The 17,700-nt window shown below is 70.9% G+C and carries 20 protein-coding genes and 1 riboswitch; of the genes, 7 read left to right on the top strand and 13 right to left on the bottom strand.

Features of this window, described 5'->3' with window-relative positions; all coding sequences use genetic code 11:
- Positions 1 to 23: 23 nt before the first annotated feature.
- Positions 24 to 1,946: a 1-deoxy-D-xylulose-5-phosphate synthase gene (gene dxs, locus WH85_RS18225; protein WP_045743086.1), complete on the bottom strand. Its 1,923-nt coding sequence runs from the start codon at positions 1,944 to 1,946 to the stop codon at positions 24 to 26.
- A gap of 125 nt (positions 1,947 to 2,071) precedes the next feature.
- Positions 2,072 to 2,154, top strand: a riboswitch (ZMP/ZTP riboswitch).
- A 15-nt stretch (positions 2,155 to 2,169) separates the two neighbouring features.
- Between dxs and WH85_RS18230 the strand changes: the two genes are divergently transcribed.
- On the top strand, positions 2,170 to 3,030 hold the full coding sequence (locus WH85_RS18230; RefSeq protein ID WP_045743087.1) for a bifunctional 5,10-methylenetetrahydrofolate dehydrogenase/5,10-methenyltetrahydrofolate cyclohydrolase: 861 nt from the start codon (positions 2,170 to 2,172) through the stop codon (positions 3,028 to 3,030).
- A 173-nt stretch (positions 3,031 to 3,203) separates the two neighbouring features.
- On the opposite strand, the gene WH85_RS18235 is transcribed toward WH85_RS18230, so the two are convergent.
- The gene (locus tag WH85_RS18235; protein ID WP_045743088.1) at positions 3,204 to 4,277 is read right to left on the bottom strand and encodes an alkene reductase; all 1,074 of its coding nucleotides are present in this window, start codon (positions 4,275 to 4,277) and stop codon (positions 3,204 to 3,206) included.
- Positions 4,278 to 4,390: 113 nt separating this feature from the next.
- Here WH85_RS18235 and WH85_RS18240 point away from each other — a divergent pair, with 113 nt between their 5' ends.
- Entirely contained in the window at positions 4,391 to 4,759 is a 369-nt protein-coding gene (locus WH85_RS18240) for a MerR family transcriptional regulator (protein ID WP_045743089.1), read from the top strand.
- 12 nt (positions 4,760 to 4,771) lie between these two features.
- On the opposite strand, the gene WH85_RS18245 is transcribed toward WH85_RS18240, so the two are convergent.
- Both WH85_RS18245 and WH85_RS18250 read right to left on the bottom strand, forming a co-directional pair.
- On the bottom strand, positions 4,772 to 6,064 hold the full coding sequence (locus tag WH85_RS18245) for a class I SAM-dependent RNA methyltransferase (protein WP_045743121.1): 1,293 nt from the start codon (positions 6,062 to 6,064) through the stop codon (positions 4,772 to 4,774).
- A 77-nt stretch (positions 6,065 to 6,141) separates the two neighbouring features.
- Positions 6,142 to 8,172, bottom strand: coding sequence for an APC family permease (locus WH85_RS18250; RefSeq protein WP_045743090.1), 2,031 nt, complete (start codon positions 8,170 to 8,172; stop codon positions 6,142 to 6,144).
- Between the two features lie 112 nt (positions 8,173 to 8,284).
- On the opposite strand from WH85_RS18250, the gene WH85_RS18255 reads away from it, so the two are divergent.
- The gene (locus WH85_RS18255; protein ID WP_045743091.1) at positions 8,285 to 8,950 is read left to right on the top strand and encodes a potassium channel family protein; all 666 of its coding nucleotides are present in this window, start codon (positions 8,285 to 8,287) and stop codon (positions 8,948 to 8,950) included.
- A 1-nt stretch (position 8,951) separates the two neighbouring features.
- Positions 8,952 to 9,617, top strand: a complete 666-nt coding sequence (locus WH85_RS18260; RefSeq protein ID WP_045743092.1) for a potassium channel family protein — start codon at positions 8,952 to 8,954, stop codon at positions 9,615 to 9,617.
- Here WH85_RS18260 and WH85_RS18265 read toward each other — a convergent pair.
- Genes WH85_RS18265 through dut form a run of 6 tightly spaced genes read right to left on the bottom strand, consistent with a single transcriptional unit; the run spans position 9,614 to position 12,824 of the window.
- A complete protein-coding gene (locus tag WH85_RS18265; RefSeq protein WP_045743093.1) occupies positions 9,614 to 10,030 on the bottom strand; it encodes a VOC family protein in 417 nt (138 codons plus the stop codon). The two genes, WH85_RS18260 and WH85_RS18265, sit on opposite strands and share 4 nt — an antisense overlap.
- A 5-nt stretch (positions 10,031 to 10,035) precedes the next feature.
- Positions 10,036 to 10,461 (bottom strand): helix-turn-helix transcriptional regulator, encoded by a 426-nt coding sequence (locus tag WH85_RS18270; RefSeq protein ID WP_045743094.1) that lies wholly within the window; start codon positions 10,459 to 10,461, stop codon positions 10,036 to 10,038.
- Positions 10,462 to 10,465: 4 nt separating this feature from the next.
- A complete protein-coding gene (locus tag WH85_RS18275) occupies positions 10,466 to 11,257 on the bottom strand; it encodes a DUF3159 domain-containing protein (RefSeq protein ID WP_052720524.1) in 792 nt (263 codons plus the stop codon).
- A complete protein-coding gene (locus tag WH85_RS18280; protein WP_045743095.1) occupies positions 11,254 to 11,631 on the bottom strand; it encodes an OB-fold nucleic acid binding domain-containing protein in 378 nt (125 codons plus the stop codon). The genes WH85_RS18275 and WH85_RS18280 overlap by 4 nt, the downstream gene beginning before the upstream one ends.
- A 27-nt stretch (positions 11,632 to 11,658) precedes the next feature.
- Positions 11,659 to 12,327 (bottom strand): DUF3710 domain-containing protein, encoded by a 669-nt coding sequence (locus WH85_RS18285; protein WP_052720525.1) that lies wholly within the window; start codon positions 12,325 to 12,327, stop codon positions 11,659 to 11,661.
- A 41-nt stretch (positions 12,328 to 12,368) separates the two neighbouring features.
- Positions 12,369 to 12,824: a dUTP diphosphatase gene (dut, locus tag WH85_RS18290; protein WP_045743097.1), complete on the bottom strand. Its 456-nt coding sequence runs from the start codon at positions 12,822 to 12,824 to the stop codon at positions 12,369 to 12,371.
- Positions 12,825 to 12,929: 105 nt separating this feature from the next.
- Between dut and WH85_RS18295 the strand changes: the two genes are divergently transcribed.
- A complete protein-coding gene (locus WH85_RS18295; protein WP_045743098.1) occupies positions 12,930 to 13,430 on the top strand; it encodes a DUF3093 domain-containing protein in 501 nt (166 codons plus the stop codon).
- On the opposite strand, the gene WH85_RS18300 is transcribed toward WH85_RS18295, so the two are convergent.
- Together WH85_RS18300 and WH85_RS18305 are read right to left on the bottom strand one after the other, a co-directional pair.
- Positions 13,393 to 14,193, bottom strand: coding sequence for a hypothetical protein (locus WH85_RS18300; protein WP_045743099.1), 801 nt, complete (start codon positions 14,191 to 14,193; stop codon positions 13,393 to 13,395). The genes WH85_RS18295 and WH85_RS18300 overlap by 38 nt on opposite strands.
- A 143-nt stretch (positions 14,194 to 14,336) precedes the next feature.
- Positions 14,337 to 14,633 carry a DUF4193 domain-containing protein gene (locus WH85_RS18305; RefSeq protein ID WP_045743100.1) on the bottom strand — a complete coding sequence of 99 codons (297 nt, stop codon included), beginning with the start codon at positions 14,631 to 14,633 and terminating at the stop codon, positions 14,337 to 14,339.
- 334 nt (positions 14,634 to 14,967) lie between these two features.
- On the opposite strand from WH85_RS18305, the gene WH85_RS18310 reads away from it, so the two are divergent.
- Positions 14,968 to 15,558 carry a LytR C-terminal domain-containing protein gene (locus tag WH85_RS18310; RefSeq protein WP_045743101.1) on the top strand — a complete coding sequence of 197 codons (591 nt, stop codon included), beginning with the start codon at positions 14,968 to 14,970 and terminating at the stop codon, positions 15,556 to 15,558.
- 76 nt (positions 15,559 to 15,634) lie between these two features.
- Here the strand turns inward: WH85_RS18310 and WH85_RS18315 are convergent, their stop codons facing one another.
- Positions 15,635 to 16,438 (bottom strand): inositol monophosphatase family protein, encoded by an 804-nt coding sequence (locus WH85_RS18315; RefSeq protein WP_045743102.1) that lies wholly within the window; start codon positions 16,436 to 16,438, stop codon positions 15,635 to 15,637.
- A 272-nt stretch (positions 16,439 to 16,710) separates the two neighbouring features.
- Here WH85_RS18315 and WH85_RS18320 point away from each other — a divergent pair.
- A partial coding sequence (locus tag WH85_RS18320) for a sigma-70 family RNA polymerase sigma factor (RefSeq protein WP_045743123.1) occupies positions 16,711 to 17,700 on the top strand: 990 nt, incomplete at its 3' end.

The following is a 17,700-nucleotide window of genomic DNA, read 5'->3' on the forward strand; positions in this document are numbered from 1 at the left end:
CGAAGTCGCTCAGTGGCGTGATGTCAGATCGACGCCTTCTCAGTCGGCGCCTCGACGTCCAGACCCGACACCCAACCGGTGACGTCCCGGGCGATGTCCTGCGCGGTCAGTCCCAGCGAGGTGAGGATCTCGGCCCGGGTGCCGTGCGGGTGGAAGCCGACCGGCACCCCGAAGTCCCGCAGCGGCACCGCGACACGCGCGTCCCGCAGGGCACTCGCCACCGCGTCACCGACACCGCCGGCCCGGACACCGTCCTCGATCGTCACCACCAGACGGTGCTGGGCGATCAGGCCGGTCAGCTCGATCGGCACCGGACGGACCCAGCGCGGGTCGACGACCGTCACGCCGTACCCCTGCTCGGCGAGCCGCTCCGCGACGTCCAGCCCCAGGCCCGCGAAGGAACCCACCGCGACCAGCAGGATGTCCTTGCCCTCGTCCTCGCGCAGCACGTCGACCTGGCCGACCCGGCGCAGAGCCGGGGTGTCCGGGGCGACCGCGCCGGTCGGGAACCGCACGATGGTCGGGCCGTCGTCGACCGCGACCGCCTCGCGCAGCTCCTCACGCAACGTCGCCGCGTCCCGGGGCGCGGCGATCCGCAGGCCCGGCACCACGCCGAAGACGCTCATGTCCCACATGCCGTAGTGACTCGGGCCGTCCGGACCGGTGATGCCGGCCCGGTCCAGCACGAACGTCACCGGCAGGTTGTGCATCGCCACGTCCAGCAGGACCTGGTCGAACGCCCGGTTCAGGAAGGTCGCGTACACCGCCACGACCGGGTGCAGGCCGCCCATCGCCAGGCCGGCCGCGGACGTCGCCGCGTGCTGCTCGGCGATGCCCACGTCGTACGTCCGCTCGGGGTATTTCTTGGCCAGCGCGGCGATCCCGGTCGGCTCGGCCATCGCGGCGGTGATCCCGACCACGTCCGGGCGCTCGTCGGCGATCTCCACCAGCTCCTCGGCGAACACCTTCGTCCACTTCAGCGTGGACGAGGCCACCATCTTGCCGGTCTCCACGTCGAACGCGCTGGGGCTGTGCCAGCGGTCCGCCTCGTCCTGCTCGGCGGGGCTGTAGCCGTAGCCCTTGCGGGTCACCGCGTGCACGATCACCGGGGCGTCGAAGCCCTTGGCCCGGCGCAGCGCGGACTCCATCGCCTGCTGGTCGTGGCCGTCCACCGGACCGATGTACTTCAGGCCCAGGTCCTCGAACATCGGCTGCGGGCTGACCGCGTCCTTGATGCCCTTCTTGACCGCGTGCAGCACCTCGAACACCGGCTTGCCCACCACCGGCGTCTGCCCCAGCGCGTCCTTGACCAGGTCGAGGACCTTCTCGTAGCCCGGGTTCAGGCGCAGCGTGGAGAGGTGGTCGGCCAGGCCGCCGATGGTCGGCGCGTACGACCGGCCGTTGTCGTTGACCACGATGACCAGCCGGTTCTTCGTGGCCGCGATGTTGTTGAGGGCCTCCCAGCACATGCCGCCGGTCAGCGCGCCGTCACCGACCACCGCCACCACGTGCCGGTCCTCGCCGCGCAGCGTGAACGCCTTGGCCAGACCGTCCGCGTAGGAGAGGGCCGTGGAGGCGTGCGAATTCTCGATCAGGTCGTGCTCGCTCTCGGCACGGCTCGGGTAGCCGGTCAGGCCACCCCGCTGGCGCAGCAGGTCGAACCCGTCCTGCCGGCCGGTCAGGATCTTGTGCACGTACGACTGGTGGCCGGTGTCGAAGAGGATCTTGTCGCGCGGCGAGTCGAAGACCCGGTGCAGCGCCAGGGTCGTCTCCACCACGCCCAGGTTGGGACCGAGGTGACCCCCGGTCCGCGACACCTTCGCCACCAGGAAGTCACGGATCTCGGCCGCGAGCAGCGTCAGCTGCTCCGCGGACAGTCGCTTCAGATCACCGGGGGTGTTGATGGTCGTCAGCAGGCCGGCCGGGGTCGAGGGGGAGTCGCTCATGAGCAGAGAGTCTATCGGTGCGCCGCCGCCGTGCTACTGGAGTGAAAGCTTGTCCCCCTCTCCTCCACACAACCTTCACATCCAGCCCCCGGCCGGTCACCGCCCCGTGACGTCCGGCATCCTGGAGAGATAGCAGCGACTGGCGGCCAGAGGATGGTTCAACCATCGGGGAGCTCGTCACGAGGAGTCGACCGCCTGGGCTCCCGCCTGAGGAGGGATACCCATGTCCACCGCTCGTCTTCTGCCCGGCGCCCCCGTCGCCGAGTCGGTTCTCGCCGACGTGCGTGAGCGCGTCACCGCCCTCAAGGCCCGCGGCGTCCACCCGAGTCTCGCCACCATCCTGGTCGGCGACGACGACGCCAGCGCCGGATACATCCGGATCAAGCAGAAGCAGGCCGCCGACCTCGGCTTCGCGTCCCCGCACGAGCACCTCGGCGGCGACGTCACCCAGGCCGACCTGCTCAAGGTGATCGCCGGCTTCAACGACGACAAGGACGTGCACGGCGTCCTGATCCAGTACCCGATCCCGGCCCACCTGGACTACGACGCCGCCCTGCAGACCCTCGACCCCGACAAGGACGTCGACGGCATGCACCCGCTCAACATGGGACGCCTCGCCGTCGGCCTGCCCGGCCCGCTGCCCTGCACCCCGGCCGGCATCGAGGCGCTCCTCGCCTTCCACGACATCGAGGTCGCCGGCCGCGAGGTGGTCATCCTCGGTCGCGGCGCCACCCTGGGCCGCCCGCTGGCCATGCTGCTCGCGCAGAAGCGGCCGACCGCCAATGCCGCGGTCACCGTGGTGCACACCGGGGTGAAGGACTGGGAGCGGTACACCAAGCGGGCCGAGATCCTGATCGCCGCGGTCGGCGTCCCCGGCATCATCCAGCCGGAACACGTCAAGCCCGGCGCGACGGTCATCGGTGCGGGCGTCCGCTACGAGGGCCGCCGCCTGCTCCCCGACGTCGACGAGTCCTGCGCCTCCGTGGCCGGCGCGATCACCCCGCGCGTCGGCGGTGTGGGCCCGACCACGGTCGCCATGCTGTTCCGCAACGCCGTGGCCGCCGCCGAGCGCGCCAACCCGTAACGCTCGACCCCACTCGTGTGGTGATTTCAGGCGCGCTGAACGCCCGAAATCACCACACCCCCACCCGGTGTGGTGACTTCAGGCACGCCCAGCGCCCGCAATCACCACGCACCCACCCGGTGTGGTGACTTCAGGCCCGCTCAGCGCCTGAAGTCACCACGCACCACGGTCGGTCAAGCGGCGTACCGGTGCGCCGGGTAGGTCAGATAGCCCGCGTCACCACCCTGGTAATACGTCGCCTCGTCGACCGGCGCCAGCGCCACCCCGGTCCGCAGGCGCTCGACCAGGTCCGGGTTCGCAATGAACGCCCGGCCGAAACTGATCAGGTCGGCGCCCAGCCCCAGCCAGTGGTCCGCCTCGACACGGCTGGTCTGCCTCGGTCCCATCGGGAAGACCGGGTTCATGATCAGCACACCCGGCCACGCCTTCCGGAGACCGAGCAGGGTCTCCTCGTCGGCCGTCGCCTCCACGTGCACGTACGCGATGTCCAGCCGGGCCAGTTCGGGTAGCAGCGCGGCGTACAGCTCCGGCGCGTCGTTCTCCTCGACGCCCCAGAACCCGCCGCCGGGCGAGAGCCGGATCCCGGTCCGGTCCGCGCCGACCGCGTCCACGGTGGCCGCCACCGCCTCGATCGCGAACCGGATCCGTCCCGCCACCGAACCCCCGTAGACGTCCGTCCGCAGGTTGGCGTTGCTGGAGAGGAACTGCGAGATCAGGTACCCGTTGGCGCCGTGCAGCTCCACCCCGTCGAAGCCGGCCGCGACCGCCCGCCGCGCGGCGTCGCCGTAGGACCGGGCCTGTTCCGGGACCTCGGCGGTGTCCAGTGCCCGGGGCAGCGGCGCCGGCTGCGGGCCGGCCGGGGTGAAGACGTCCCCGGTGGCCGCGACCGCGGACGGGCCGACCGGCTGGAATCCGGTGGTGTCCGGGTGCGAGACGCGGCCGCCGTGCATCAGCTGGGCGAAGATCCGGCCTCCGTTGACGTGTACGGCGTCGGTCACCTGCCGCCACGACGCGGTCTGCTCGTCGGTGTGCAGTCCGGGGGTGCCGGGGTTGGACTGTCCGAGAAGGCTCGGCTGCACGCCCTCCGAGACGATCAGGCCGGCGGTCGACCGCTGCGCGTAGTAGGCGGCCATCGACGCGGTGGCCAGGCCGCCGGCGCCGGCGCGGACCCGGGTCATCGGGGCCATCACGACGCGGTTGGGGAGGGTCAGATCGCCGAGCCGGTACGCACTGAAAAGCTGTGACATATCGGGATCCTTCGTGGTCCGTCGGGTCAGGTGCGGCTACGCTAAAACCTGACGTTGACGTCAGAGGCAAGCTCTGCGCGACGGGTCACAACAGGGAATAAACGGGAGGCGACGTGCGGATCGGGGACCTCGCGGCGAAGGCCGGCGTCAGCGTGCGGGCCATCCGCTACTACGAGGAGCAGCAACTGCTGGTCAGCGAGCGCAGCACCAGCGGCCAGCGGCACTACCGCGCCGAACACGTCGAGCGGGTCGGCTTCATCCAGCGGCTCTACGCCGCCGGCCTCTCCAGCCGGACCATCGCCGAGCTGCTCCCGTGCACCGAGTCACCGAGCCTGGCGAACTCGGACGCCGCGATGATCCGGATGACCGAGGAACGCGCCCGCCTCGACGAACGCATCGACGACCTGGTCCGTGCCCGCGACGCCCTGGACCGGCTGATGGGGGTGGCGGCGGGCTTCCGCGAACAGCTGCCCGCCGCCTGACACATCGCAGACTCAGGCCGGCAGGATCAGCGCCACCGACTCGATGTGCTGCGTCATCGGGAAACAGTCGAAGGCCCGGACCTCGGCGACCCGCCAGCCCAGCGACCGGAACGTCTTGATGTCCCGGGCCAGCGCGGCCGGATCACACGCCACATAGGCGACCGCCCGCGGGCCCGCCGACGCGATCGCCCGCACCACCGCGGCACCGGCACCGGCCCGCGGCGGGTCGAGCACCACCAGATCCACCGGCCCGGCGATCCGCCGCCGGCTCAGCGCCGCCTCCACCTTGGCCGTCACGACCTCCACACCCGGCAGGTCCGCCAGGTTGCGCCGGGCCGCGGCCACCCCGGACGGGGACGACTCGACCACCGTCGTACGCCCGCCGGTCCGGGCCGCCAGCGCCGCCGCGAACAGGCCCGCCCCGCCGTACAGATCCCACGAGACCTCGCCCTCGGCGGGCCGCAACATCTCCAGGACCGTCGCGGTCAGCGTCTCGGCGGCGGCCGGGTGCACCTGCCAGAAACCTTCCGGGGGTACGCGCCAAGCACGCTCCCCGACCACCTCGGTGACCTCGGCGGGCCCGCTCAACCGGGTCAGCGTGCCCCCGGACGGGGCGTCGTCGAGGTCGTCGCCGCCGACCGGTCCCGCACCGCCGACCGGCCGCGCCAGCACCGTCACGTCACCGCCGGTCGTGGCGACCGCCTGCAGCGCGTTCTCGGACGGCCAGGTCCGCTGCAACAGGTCCAGTTCCTGGACCGCCGGATGGGCGATCACGCAGCGGTCGATCGGGACGACCTGGTTCGACCGGTGCTGCAGGAGCCCGGGCCGGCCGATCGCGTCCACCGCGTAGCGGACCCGCGAGCGCCATCCGAGCAACGGGTTCGCCGCACCGTCCCGGGACGTGACGGGACTGCCCGATCTCTCCGGCAACGGCTCCACGCGTACCCCGGAAAGATCTTCGGGGGTGAGGCCGGCCAGACGCTCGAGCTGTTCCCGGAGCACCGCGGTCTTCCAGCGCAGCTGTGCATCGCCGGAGGCGTGCTGCAGATCGCAGCCGCCGCACCCACCCGGATGGGCGAACGCGCACGGGGGCGTGACCCGGTCCGGCGAGGGCTCGTGGATCTCCACGGCGTCGCCCCGGAGGTATCCCCGGTGGATCTCGGTGATCTCGGCGGTGACCCGTTCGCCGGGCAGCGCGTGCCGGACGAAGACCACCCGGCCGCCCGCGCCGCCGATCCGGGCCACGCAGTGCCCGCCGTGTGCGGGCGAGCCCACCACCACCTCGACCCGGTCGCCTTCCACCAGGTCGTCCTGCGGGGTCTGCGGCCGGACCTCCCGCGGGGTCTCCGAGGGGGTCTCCGGCGGGGTGTCGAAAAGCTGCGTCACGTGTCCTCATGGTGATCGACGGGCTCGGGGATGTCGCCGCGGTTGCGCGGTCCGCGGGCCGGCGCCCGGCTGAGCACCCGGTCCAGGCGGTCGAGATCCCGGTCCTGGCTGGACCGTAGTTGCCAGGGCACGCTGACGACCATCACGCCCGGCTCGAACAGCAGCCGGCCCTTGATCCGCAGAGCGCTCTGGTTGTGCAGGAGGTTCTCCCACCAACGGCCGACGACGTACTCCGGCACGAAGACGGTGACCACGTCACGCGGCGAGGTGCGGCGCACTCTCTTCACGTAGTCGATGATCGGCCGGGTGATCTCGCGGTAGGGCGAGTCGACGACGGCCAGCGCCACCGGCAACTGCCGGCGCTCCCACTCCTCCTGAATGGTACGGGTGTCCTTCTCGTCCACGTTGACCGTCACCGCGGTGAGCGTGTCCGGGCGGGTCGCCTGGGCGTAGGCGAGCGCCCGGAGGGTCGGCTGGTGCACCTTGCTGACCAGCACCACGGCGTGGTTGCGGGACGGCAGCACGGGCCGCTCGTCGGTCGCCTTGAGCTCCTCGGCGACCCGGGTGTAATGCCGGTGGATACCCAGCATCAACATGTAGATCACCACCATCGCGGCGATCGCGATCCACGCGCCGAGCAGGAACTTGGTGATCAACACCACGATCAGCACCGCGCCGGTCAGACCCATGCCGAACGTGTTGATCGCCCGGGAACGGATCATCTGGCGGCGGCGTTCCGGATCCTTCTGGATGCGCAACAACCGGTTCCAGTGCCGGATCATGCCGGCCTGCGACAGCGTGAACGACACGAACACGCCCACGATGTAGAGCTGGATCAGCTTGGTGACCTCGGCGTGGAAGGCCACGATCAGCACGATCGCGGCGACCGCCAGGAACAGGATGCCGTTGCTGAACGCCAGCCGGTCACCGCGGGTGTGCAGCTGCCGCGGCAGGTAGCGGTCCTGGGCCAGGATCGAGCCGAGCACCGGGAACCCGTTGAACGCGGTGTTCGCGGCCAGGAAGAGGATCAGGGCGGTGACCCCGCCGACCAGGTAGAGCAGGAACGAGCCGGACCCGAAGACGGTCTCGGCGAGCTGCGTGGTGACCGTCTTCTGCACGTAGTTCGCCGGACCGGAGACGATCTGGACCGTCTCGTCCTCGACGAACTGCAGATGGGTGGCCCGGGCCAGCACGATGATGCCGACCAGCATGGTGATCGCCAGGCTGCCGAGCAGCAGCAGCGTGGTCGCCGCGTTCCTGCTCTTCGGCTGCTTGAACGCGGGCACCCCGTTGGAGATCGCCTCGACGCCGGTCAGCGCCGCACAACCGGAGGAGAACGTCCGCAGCAGCAGGAACGCGAACGCGAAGCTGCTCAGATGGTGGTCCTCGGCCGCGATCACCAGGTCGGCGCTGGGCGCCCGCAGATCGTCGCCGAGCAGGAAGACCCGGACCAGGCCGGTCCCGATCATGATGAGCATGACGACGATGAACAGATAGGTCGGGACCGCGAAGGCGGTGCCGGACTCCCGCAGCCCCCGCAGGTTGAGTGCGCTCAGCACCACCACCGCGACGATGGCGATGCCGACCTTGTTGTCGGCCACCCAGGGGACGACCGACCCCAGGTTGGTCACGCCGGAGGAGACCGAGACGGCCACCGTGAGGATGTAGTCGACCAGCAGGGCACTGGCCACGCCGACACCGGCCTTGGGCCCGAGGTTGACCGTGGCCACCTCGTAGTCGCCGCCGCCGGAGGGATAGGCGTGCACGTTCTGCCGGTAACTGGCGACCACCGTCACCATGACCACCGCGACCGCGAGAGTCACCCAGGGCGAATAAAGGTAGGCGGCAGCGCCGGCAATCGAGAGGGTCAGCAGGATCTCGTCGGGGGCGTAGGCCACGCTGGAGAGGGCGTCGCTGGCGAACACCGGCAGGGCGATCCGCTTCGGCAGCAGCGTGTGCTGCAGTTTGTCCGAACGGAACGGCCGGCCCAGAAGCAGCCGTTTGGCGAGGGAGGTGGTACTTGCCACGTGTGCAGAGTACGGCTGTGGGCTGTCACGTGTGCCCCGCCCCGGACGGCGGTCTCACCGGCCACATGGCAGGCTCACGAGCGTCCGTACTGATTCGGGAGGGCACGGGACCGTGCACGTGGTGATCATGGGGTGTGGGCGGCTCGGCTCGACGCTGGCTCTGCACCTGGACGAACGAGGACATCAGGTCGCCGTGATCGATCAGAACGCGGACGCGTTCCGGCGGCTGGGCTCAGACTTCGGCGGGCTCACGGTCACCGGCGTCGGCTTCGACCGGGACACCATGCGGACCGCCGGGATCGAACGGGCGGACGCCTTCGCCGCGGTCTCCAGCGGTGACAACTCCAACATCATCTCGGCCCGGCTGGCCCGCGAGACGTTCGGCGTGAGCCGGGTGGTGGCCCGCATCTACGACGCCCGGCGGGCCCAGGTCTACGAACGACTGGGCATCCCGACGGTGGCCACCATCCGGTGGGCCGCCGACCGGATGCTGCACCACCTCGTCCCCGAGGACCGGGTCGAGGTGTTCCGCGACCCGACCAGTGTGGTCAGCATCGTCGAAGCGCCGCTGCACCGGGACTGGGTCGGCCGGACCGTCAAGACCCTGGAGGACGCCACCGGCGCCCGGGTGGCCTACCTCAGCCGCTTCGGGATGGGCTCCCTCGCCCACCCGTCCACCGTCCTGCAGGACGGCGACCAGGTCTACCTGCTGGTGACCGACGAGACCGCCGCCCACGTCCTGGACATCGCCCACCGCACCGGAAACGAGGGCCACTGACATGCGGATCGCCATCGCCGGGGCGGGCAACGTGGGGCGCTCCATCGCCCAGGAGCTGATCGGCAACGGGCACGAGGTGATGCTCATCGAGCGGGAGCCGAAACAGCTCTGCCCGGAGCGCGTGCCGCAGGCCCGGTGGGTGCTCGCCGACGCCTGCGAACTGAGCAGCCTCGAGGAGGCCGACCTGGCCGGCTGCGACGTGGTGGTCGCGGCCACCGGCGACGACAAGGCCAACCTGGTGGTGTCGCTGCTCGCCAAGACCGAGTTCGCGGTCGGCCGGGTGGTCTCCCGGGTGAACCGCGCCGAGAACGAGTGGCTCTTCACCGAGCAGTGGGGGGTGGACGTCGCGGTCAGCAAGCCCCGCCTGATGGCCGCCCTGGTCGAGGAGGCCGTGACCGTCGGCGACCTGGTCCGGCTGATGACGTTCCGGCAGGGTGAGGCCAACCTGGTGGAGATCACCCTGCCGCGGGACGCCCCGTACGAGGGCAAGCCGGTGCGGGACGTCCCGATCCCCCGGGACGCGGCGCTGGTCGCCATCCTCCGCGGCAAGCGGGTTCTGGTGCCGACCCCGGACGACCCGCTGGAGTCCGGCGACGAGCTGATCTTCATCTGCACGAGCGAGGTGGAGGACCAGGTCCGGGCCGTCGTTCTCGGCCCGGACGCTTAGGAACCGGTCTTCTGGTTGATCCGGACCATGTTGCCGGCCGGGTCGCGGAAGGCACAGTCGCGGACCCCGTACGGCTGGTCGATCGGCTCCTGCAGCACCTCGGCGCCGGTGGCCCGGACCCGCTCGAAGGCGGCGTCCACGTCGTCGGTGCTGAACAGGGCCGCCCGCAGCAGCCCCTTGGCCAACAGGGCGGCCATCGCCTCCCGGTCCGCGGCGGACGCGTTCGGGTCGGCCAGCGGCGGCTCGAGGACGATGTCCACATCCGGCTGCGACGGGGACCCGACCGTGACCCAGCGCATGCCCTCGAACCCGACGTCCTTGCGGACCTCCAGGCCGAGCGCGTCCCGGTAGAACCCGAGCGCCTTGTCGTGGTCGTCGACGGCGATGAAGCAGGTGGAGAGCGTGATGTCCATGCGAATCACGCTACGGGCGGGCGGGTGCTCCGCGCTTCTCCGTTCCTGACCGGCCTGGTGTAGATCTTGGCGATGCAGGCCGGGATCCCGGCGCCCTCGTCGTGGTCACGGGCGCGGTACGCGCTCGGGCTCTCCCCCACCAGCTCGGTGAACCGGGTGCTGAACGACCCCAGCGAGGTGCACCCGACGGCGAAGCAGACCTCGGTGACGCTCAGGTCCCCACGCCGCAGCAGCGCCTTCGCCCGCTCGATCCGCCGGGTCATCAGATGGGAGTACGGCGTCTCGCCGAACGCCGACCGGAAACTGCGCGAGAAGTGCCCCGGCGACATCAGTGCCGTCCGGGCCAGAGCCGGCACGTCGAGCGGCTCGGCGTAGTCACGGTCCATCCGGTCGCGGGCCCGCCGCAACCGGACGAGCTCCTCGACGCGCATCGTGTCAGGCGGTCGCGGTCTCGGCGTCCCGGCGCTGGGCGCTGGTCACCCGGTGGATCGCCCACGCGGTGAAGGCGAACGTCGCCGCGTACAGCGGCCAGCTCACCAGGATGCGCACCACGCCGATCGCGTTGGCCTCGCCGAGCGCCCACAGGTAGTACTGGATGCCGGCCCGGATGCAGAGCGACACCACCCAGAGCAGGGTGAGCCACTGGAACGTGCGGAACAGCCGGGCGTTGCCGAACCAGTCCTGGTGACCCTTGTTGGCCATGATGCCCCAGGCGTACCCGATCAGGGGTTTGCGGAAGACCACCGACAGCAGCAGGGCGGCGGCCTGGCCGAAGGTCAGCAGGATGCCGGGCAGATAGAAGTTCTTCGCATCACCGGTACGCCACGCGAGGTACGCACCGATCGCGATGCCGAGCAGTCCGTTGACCGCGTGCCGGACCGGCTGCTTGCGGGCCAGCCGGACGCCGCCGATGGCCAGTGCCGTGCCGACCGAACCGATGATCGCCCAGAGCAGCGCCTGACGCTTCTCCAGGCCCAGCACCGCGTCGCCGAGCAGCACGTTGAGGATGACGAACGCGAAGACCGGCAGGCTTGACTCGATGAGACCGCGCACCCCGCCGAGCTGCTCGGCGATCTGCTCGCTCATCGACGGGAGAGGCTCCTCCTCGTCGTCCTTCGTGGCGGGCGTCTCCGGCACCGGATGAAGGTCGAGCTCCTCGACGATCTCCTCGGCGAGCCGCTCCTCGACCGACTCGTGCGCGGCGTGACGCGGCTCGCTGCCAGTCACCGGGGCGCCTCCAGCTCGTAGTACGGGTTGTAGATCACCTTACGGTCGTCCCGGACCGCGATCCGGCCGCGTGCGGTGAGCTGACGCCCGGGTTCGATGCCGGCGATCGACCGGCGCCCCAGGAACACCAGGGTCACCACGTCGCTGCCGTCGTAGAGGTCCGCCTCGAGCGTCGGCAGGTTGGTGCGAGGAGTGTACGCCACCGTCCGCAGTCGCCCCGACACCGAGACGACCTGTCCCCGCCGGCACTGGCCGGCCGGGACGGCGCCGCACTTGGCGCTGTCCCGCTGCAGCTCCTCGGCGTCGAGCTCCGAGTCGGTGGCCGTCAATCTGTCCAGGAACCGGCGCAGGCCGGTGTGTTCCTCGGTGGTCATGGCCCCTCCACGGTACGCCGACGCCGGTCAGTGGTGGTGGTGACCGGGTGCGGCCGGCGCCTGCTGGCCCTGCTCGGCCATCTCCTTGGGAAGCCGCAACGGCAGCGGCTCACGGACCGGGCGGGGCTCGTCGTCACGGACCACGACCAGACCCTCCAGGACGTCGCGGAGCACGCCCTCACGGGCCGGGTCGGCCGCGGCCGCGCCCTGGTAGAGCGCCCGGACCATCCAGCGCGGCCCGTCCACCCCGACGAACCGGACGTCGGCCGGACCGTCCGGGGTGTTCACCCGGGCGGCCAGCTCGATGCCGTAGCGCCCGATGCTCTCCTGCGGCGTCACCCCGTCGGAGGCCATCGCCCCGAGGATCTCCGCGCGGACCTCGTCCCAGATGCCCTCGGTCCGCGGTGCGGCGAAGACGCCCAGCTGCAGCGCGCTCTCGCCGTCCACCAGGACGATCTGCTCGACACCACCCTCCGGGTTGGCCTGCACCCGGACCTCGACGCCCTCGATCGCGGGGATCTGCAGGCTGCCCAGGTCGAGACGCTGCACCCCGGACGGGGCGTGCCGGGCGTCCCACGGGCCGAAGTCCGGAGCGGGGCGGTCCCCGTCCGACTTCAGGCTGTTGGCGAGCGCCTCGGAGGGCGGCGCGTCGGCCGCACGAACGTGCTTCGCGCCACCGCGCTTACGGGAGAACATCACTGCCAACCTTCCGTCTCACTTCAAGTCCTGCGTGTCGCTCAGTCCAGCGTCGCGTGACCGCCGGTCGAGCCGTGCCCGCCGGCGCCGCGTGCGGTGTCGTCGAGGGATTCCATCACGTGAAACGCCGCGCGCTCCACCCGTTGGACGACCAGTTGTGCGATCCGGTCGCCACGGGCGATCTTCGCGGTCGTCTCCCGGTCGTGATTGATCAGGTTGACCTTGATCTCGCCGCGGTAACCGGCGTCGACCGTACCGGGCGCGTTGAGGACCGTCACCCCGAGTCGATGGGCGAGTCCCGAGCGCGGATGGACCAGACCGACGAACCCGTCCGGGAGCGCGACGGCCACACCGGTGCGGACCAGCGCGCGGGCACCCGGGGCGATCTCCACCTCCTCGGCGGCGACCAGGTCGGCACCGGCGTCGCCGGGATGCGCGTACGCCGGAAGGGGCAGGTCGGCGTCGAGGAGACGGACCGGGACGACCACGTCAGTCACTGGGGAGGTCCTCACTGGTACGGGGAGTGGTACGACATTCACGGGCGGCACCTACCCTGCCATCCTGCCGCGCCGGGCACCGGAGGCGCGCCGTACCCTTCGAGGGTGACACCCGAGACCCCGGCCCGCACGTCGGCGGCCCATCTGGAACGGCTCGGCCTCCCCTGGTGGTCCTGGCCCACCGGCCTGCTCACCGCCGCGATCCTGGCCACCGAGCTGGTCATCGGCCTGCCCGCCCTGCCCGCCTGGCTGCCCTACGCGGTGCTGCTCCCGCTCGCGGTGGCCCTCCTGGTCCCGCTGGGCCGGCTGCGAGTGGCGGTCACCGACGACGAGTTCCAGGTGGACGACGCCCGGCTGCCCGTCTCGGTGATCTCCGACGTGGTCGCACTGGACGCCGCCGGCAAGCGTGAGGCGCTGGGCGTCGGTGCGCACCCGCTCGCCTTCGTGGTCCAGCGTCCCTGGATCGGCCCGGCCGTGCAGGTGCTTCTCGACGACCCCGAGGACCCGACACCCTATTGGGTGATCAGCACCCGCCGGCCCGTCGAGCTGGCGACCGCCCTGCTGGCGGTCAGTTCCCGAGAGCGTGCCTCCCGGGCTTCTTCTTGAGATCGGTCCGGACGTTGTCACCCACGCTCCGGGTGGCCCGCCGGTTCAGATAGCTGGCCACGGCGGCGCCGGTGAGCATCGGCCCCAGCGTGGTCAGGTTGCGCCCGAACCGGCGCAACAGGGTCTTCTGGAGTTCCTTGCGGGCCGCGGTGCCCAGCACGGTGGCCACACCGACCCCCGGCACCAGCGGGTTGACCCCGCGCTGCGACGACCAGGCCTCGACCAGCCGCAGGGCGCGCTCCGACGCGGTGCCGGTGACCGGATGGCCGTACACCTCGTGCAGCTCGCCGATCAGCTTCATCTCGATCGCGACCACGGCCACCGTCTCGGTGGCCAGCAGAACCGGCGCGGAGAGCAGCGTGGGTGCTGCCACCCACTCCACCGACGCGATGCCGCCACCGGCCGCACCGACCCCCGCGGTGGCCCGTGCCGCGTTCCGGACCAGCCGCTCCGCCAGCTCGTCGTCGTCCATGTCCGGGAAGTGACGGCGCAGCGTGTCCCGGTCACGGACCGGCACGTGCGGCGCCACGTCGGTCACCAGATCGGCCATCCAGCGCATCGCCGCTTTCGGCCGGAACAGCTGTCCCAGCCCACGACGACGGAACTCTCCGGCCAACCGGGCCAGCAGCCGTCGCCGGCCGGCAGGCTCCAGGTCGTCCGATGCGAGGGCCGCGACAGTGCGGCCCACATCCTCGGGGGCGGGCTCAGCGACGGCCGGTTCGATCTCGTGTCCCGGCTCGGCCGAGTGGTCCGAGTGGTTCATCGTCGTCCCTCCCATGGTCGTCACCGGTCCCTGTGCCCGGTAACTCCCCAGGGTCAAACCCCTTGTCAAACCCCCGTGGCGAACGCCGTACGCCCGACCGCGTCAACCGCGACCGGGTGATGGGCGCCTGCGCGCGAGTGCGCTCAGGCGCACTCGCGGCAGATCAGTTCCCCGTTGCGTTCCACGGCCAGTTGGCTGCGGTGATGCACGAGGAAACAGCGGGAGCAGCGGAACTCGTCGGTCTGCATCGGCAGTACCTTGACGGTGAGCTCCTCGTCGGCGAGGTCGGCGCCGGGCAGCTCGAAGCTTTCCGCCACCTCGACCTCGTCGACGTCCACTGCGCCCGACTGTGAGTCGGCGCGACGGGCCTTGAGCTCCTCGAGGCTGTCCTCGCCGAGGTCGACCTCATCGCGACGCGGGGCGTCGTAGTCGGTGGCCATCGGTTTTCACTCTCCTGTATCGATGTGTCACTTGGCGTTTGTAACGCCTGTGACAAGGTTTCGGTTCCCGGTTCCGCTGGACGATTTCTGACACCCGAACAAGCCCCGGCGAGCGCGGAACCCTACCGCTGCTGCGGCAGGCTTGTACGCGTTCCAGCGGCACATTGTTCCCGATGTGACCGAGGCGACATCAAAGTAGGGGCCCCGGCCTCTGGATCATTGTCGGCGCGCCGGAAGCATCGCCTGTTTCCGCGCGCCTGGCGGACAGACGCTAACCTCTCGGCAGGCCCGGGCACCTTACCCGGGTCCGTCTTCCGATCCTGGAGCCAACCCCATGAGCTTTGCGCGCGTCCGAGCGCTGGTACTCGTCGGCGTGCTCGCCGTGGCCGCGGTGGTCTTCGTCGTCGTGGCCCTGGTGCGTGACTCGCAGGGTGACGCGGTCAACGGCAGCGACTGCCCGGCCGGCGCGCCCCTCGCCGACGTGCTGCTCCCGGACGATCCGGCCGAGGTGACCGTCAAGGTTCTCAACGGCAGCACCCGCACCGGGCTGGCCGAGTCCGTCAGCAACGAGTTCAAGAACCGCCGCTTCACCACGAAGGACCCCGGTAAGAGCAAGACCAAGTTCAAGGGCGTCGCCCAGATCAAGTTCGGGCCGGAGACGGTCGGCAAGGCGCAGCTCCTGAGGGCGTACTTCCTGGCTCAGTCCGAGATGGTCTACGACGCCAAGCGCGAGGGTCAGACGATCGACATCGTGGTCGGCGACCAGTTCCAGCAGCTGGCCACCACCACCGAGGTCAACCAGTCGCTGGTCGAGATCGGCGAGCCGACCCTGCCCCCGGGCACGTGCCTCAAGCCCGCCGGTGAGGACGAGGCCGAGGGCGACGAGCCGGTCGAGGAGTCCGCCTCGCAGCAGCCTCAGGGCTGAGAACGCTCCGTCAGGGCAGAACACGCCCGGATGTCCCCGCGGGGCCGACTTCGTCGTGACCCCGCGGGTTCACCCGTCACGGGCCGCCCGCGGCCTCCAGTTCCACCAACGCGTCGTGCAGCGCCGGGAAGATCGCCGGCGGCGCCGCCACGAGCATCTCCCGCCCGGCCGGCGCACCGGAGAGACCGGCGACCACCAGACCCGCCTCGGCGGCCACCAGACCGGCCGCCGCGTGGTCCCAGAGGTTCAGGCCCTTCTCGTAGTACGCGTCGAGGACGCCCTCCGCCGCGAAGCAGATGTCCAGCGACGCCGCGCCGATCCGGCGGATGTCACGCACCCGGGTGATCAAACGAGCCAGCACCGCCCCCTGGTACGCCCTGCGCCGCGCGTCGTAGCCGAACCCGGTGCCGACCAGGGACTGGTCCAGCGTGGTCCGCTCCGAGCCGCTGAGACGGCGTCCGGCATGCCAGGAGCCGCCGCCGAGGGTCGCCGTCCACTCGTCACCGGTGACCGCGTTGATCACCACGCCGGCGACCACCGCGCCGTCCACCTCGGCCGCCAACGAGACCGCGTACTGCGGAATGCCGTACAGGTAGTTGACCGTGCCGTCGATCGGGTCCAGGATCCATCGCACGGCGCCGGGTTCGACGGCCACCGAATCCCCGTACTCCTCGCCGAGCACGCCGTCGCCGGGACGCTCGGCGCGCAGCGCCTCCACCACCTGCCGTTCGACGGCCTTGTCAGCCGCCGTGACCACATCGGTATCAGTGCTCTTGGTCTGCACGTCGCCGATCGCCTCGTGCCGCATCCGTACCGCGGTCCGCGCCGCGTCCCGGGCCACCCGGACCGCGATCGCCAGCAACGCGTCGGGCGTCGGCATCGTCGAAATCTCGCTCACGTATGGGTCCTTTCCGCCGATAGCATTCTCGCTTCGAGCGCTTCAGACGAGGTCGTCGGCCCCTGGCGGCGTGCTGGAGGCGGAGGATCTCGTCCGGCGGCGCTACAATTCATCCCTGCCCACGCTTCACGGACACTCATTCGCGGGACTGTCCGTGACCCGGGGGCTCCTCAACCGACTCCGGCGCGACTCGTCCCCGTGTGCTGCGCCGGATCCTGGCCGTGCCCAACCTCATCGCCTCCGGAAGGTCATTCGTGACAGAAGCCCACCAGAACGGTGCCGACGTTCGCTCTCTCACCGAGGCCTTGATCACCCATGCTCAGGGTGCGGGCGGGCAACTCACATCGGCCCAGGTCGCGCACACGCTCGAGTCCGCCGCGGTCAACCCGGCGCAGGCCAAGAAGATCCTTCGCGGCCTGGTGGACGCGGGCATCACCGTCGTCGTGGACGGGTCGGCGAGCACTCGCCGCAGCAAGGTGTCGGCCGCCCGCGCGACCACACCCGCCTCGCGCGCGACGACCGCCAAGACCGCCCCGGCCAAGAAGGCCGCACCCGCACCGAAGCAGGCCGCTCCGGCCGGCGGTGAGGGTGCGGCGAAGAAGGCGGCTCCGGTCCGCAAGACCGCCGCCGCCAAGGCCGTCCCCGGCCGCAAGGCCACCACCGCCAAGGCGGGGAAGCCCGGCGAGGGCGGCGAGGAGATCTCTCCCGAGGAGCTCGCCGCCTCGGTCGAGGACGTGGTGATCGAGGAGCCGGCTGCGATGGTCGCGGCCGCCGCCACCGACGCCGCCAGCTCGGCCACCGACGGCGACTTCGAGTGGGACGACGAGGAGTCCGAGGCGCTCAAGCAGGCCCGCCGGGACGCCGAGCTGACCGCTTCGGCCGACTCGGTCCGCGCCTACCTCAAGCAGATCGGCAAGGTGCCCCTCCTCAACGCGGAGCAGGAGGTCGAGCTCGCCAAGCGGATCGAGGCCGGCCTCTACGCCGCCGAGCGGCTGCGCGCCGCGGAGGAGGGCGAGGAGGTGCTCGAACGCAACTTCGAGCGCGACCTCAAGTGGATCAACCGGGACGGCGAGCGGGCCAAGAATCACCTGCTCGAGGCCAACCTGCGGCTCGTGGTCTCCCTCGCGAAGCGGTACACCGGTCGTGGCATGGCGTTCCTGGACCTGATCCAGGAGGGCAACCTCGGCCTGATCCGCGCCGTCGAGAAGTTCGACTACACCAAGGGCTACAAGTTCTCCACGTAC

The organism is Actinoplanes rectilineatus, assembly GCF_000962825.1.
Classification (GTDB): Bacteria; Actinomycetota; Actinomycetes; order Mycobacteriales; family Micromonosporaceae; genus Actinoplanes; species Actinoplanes rectilineatus.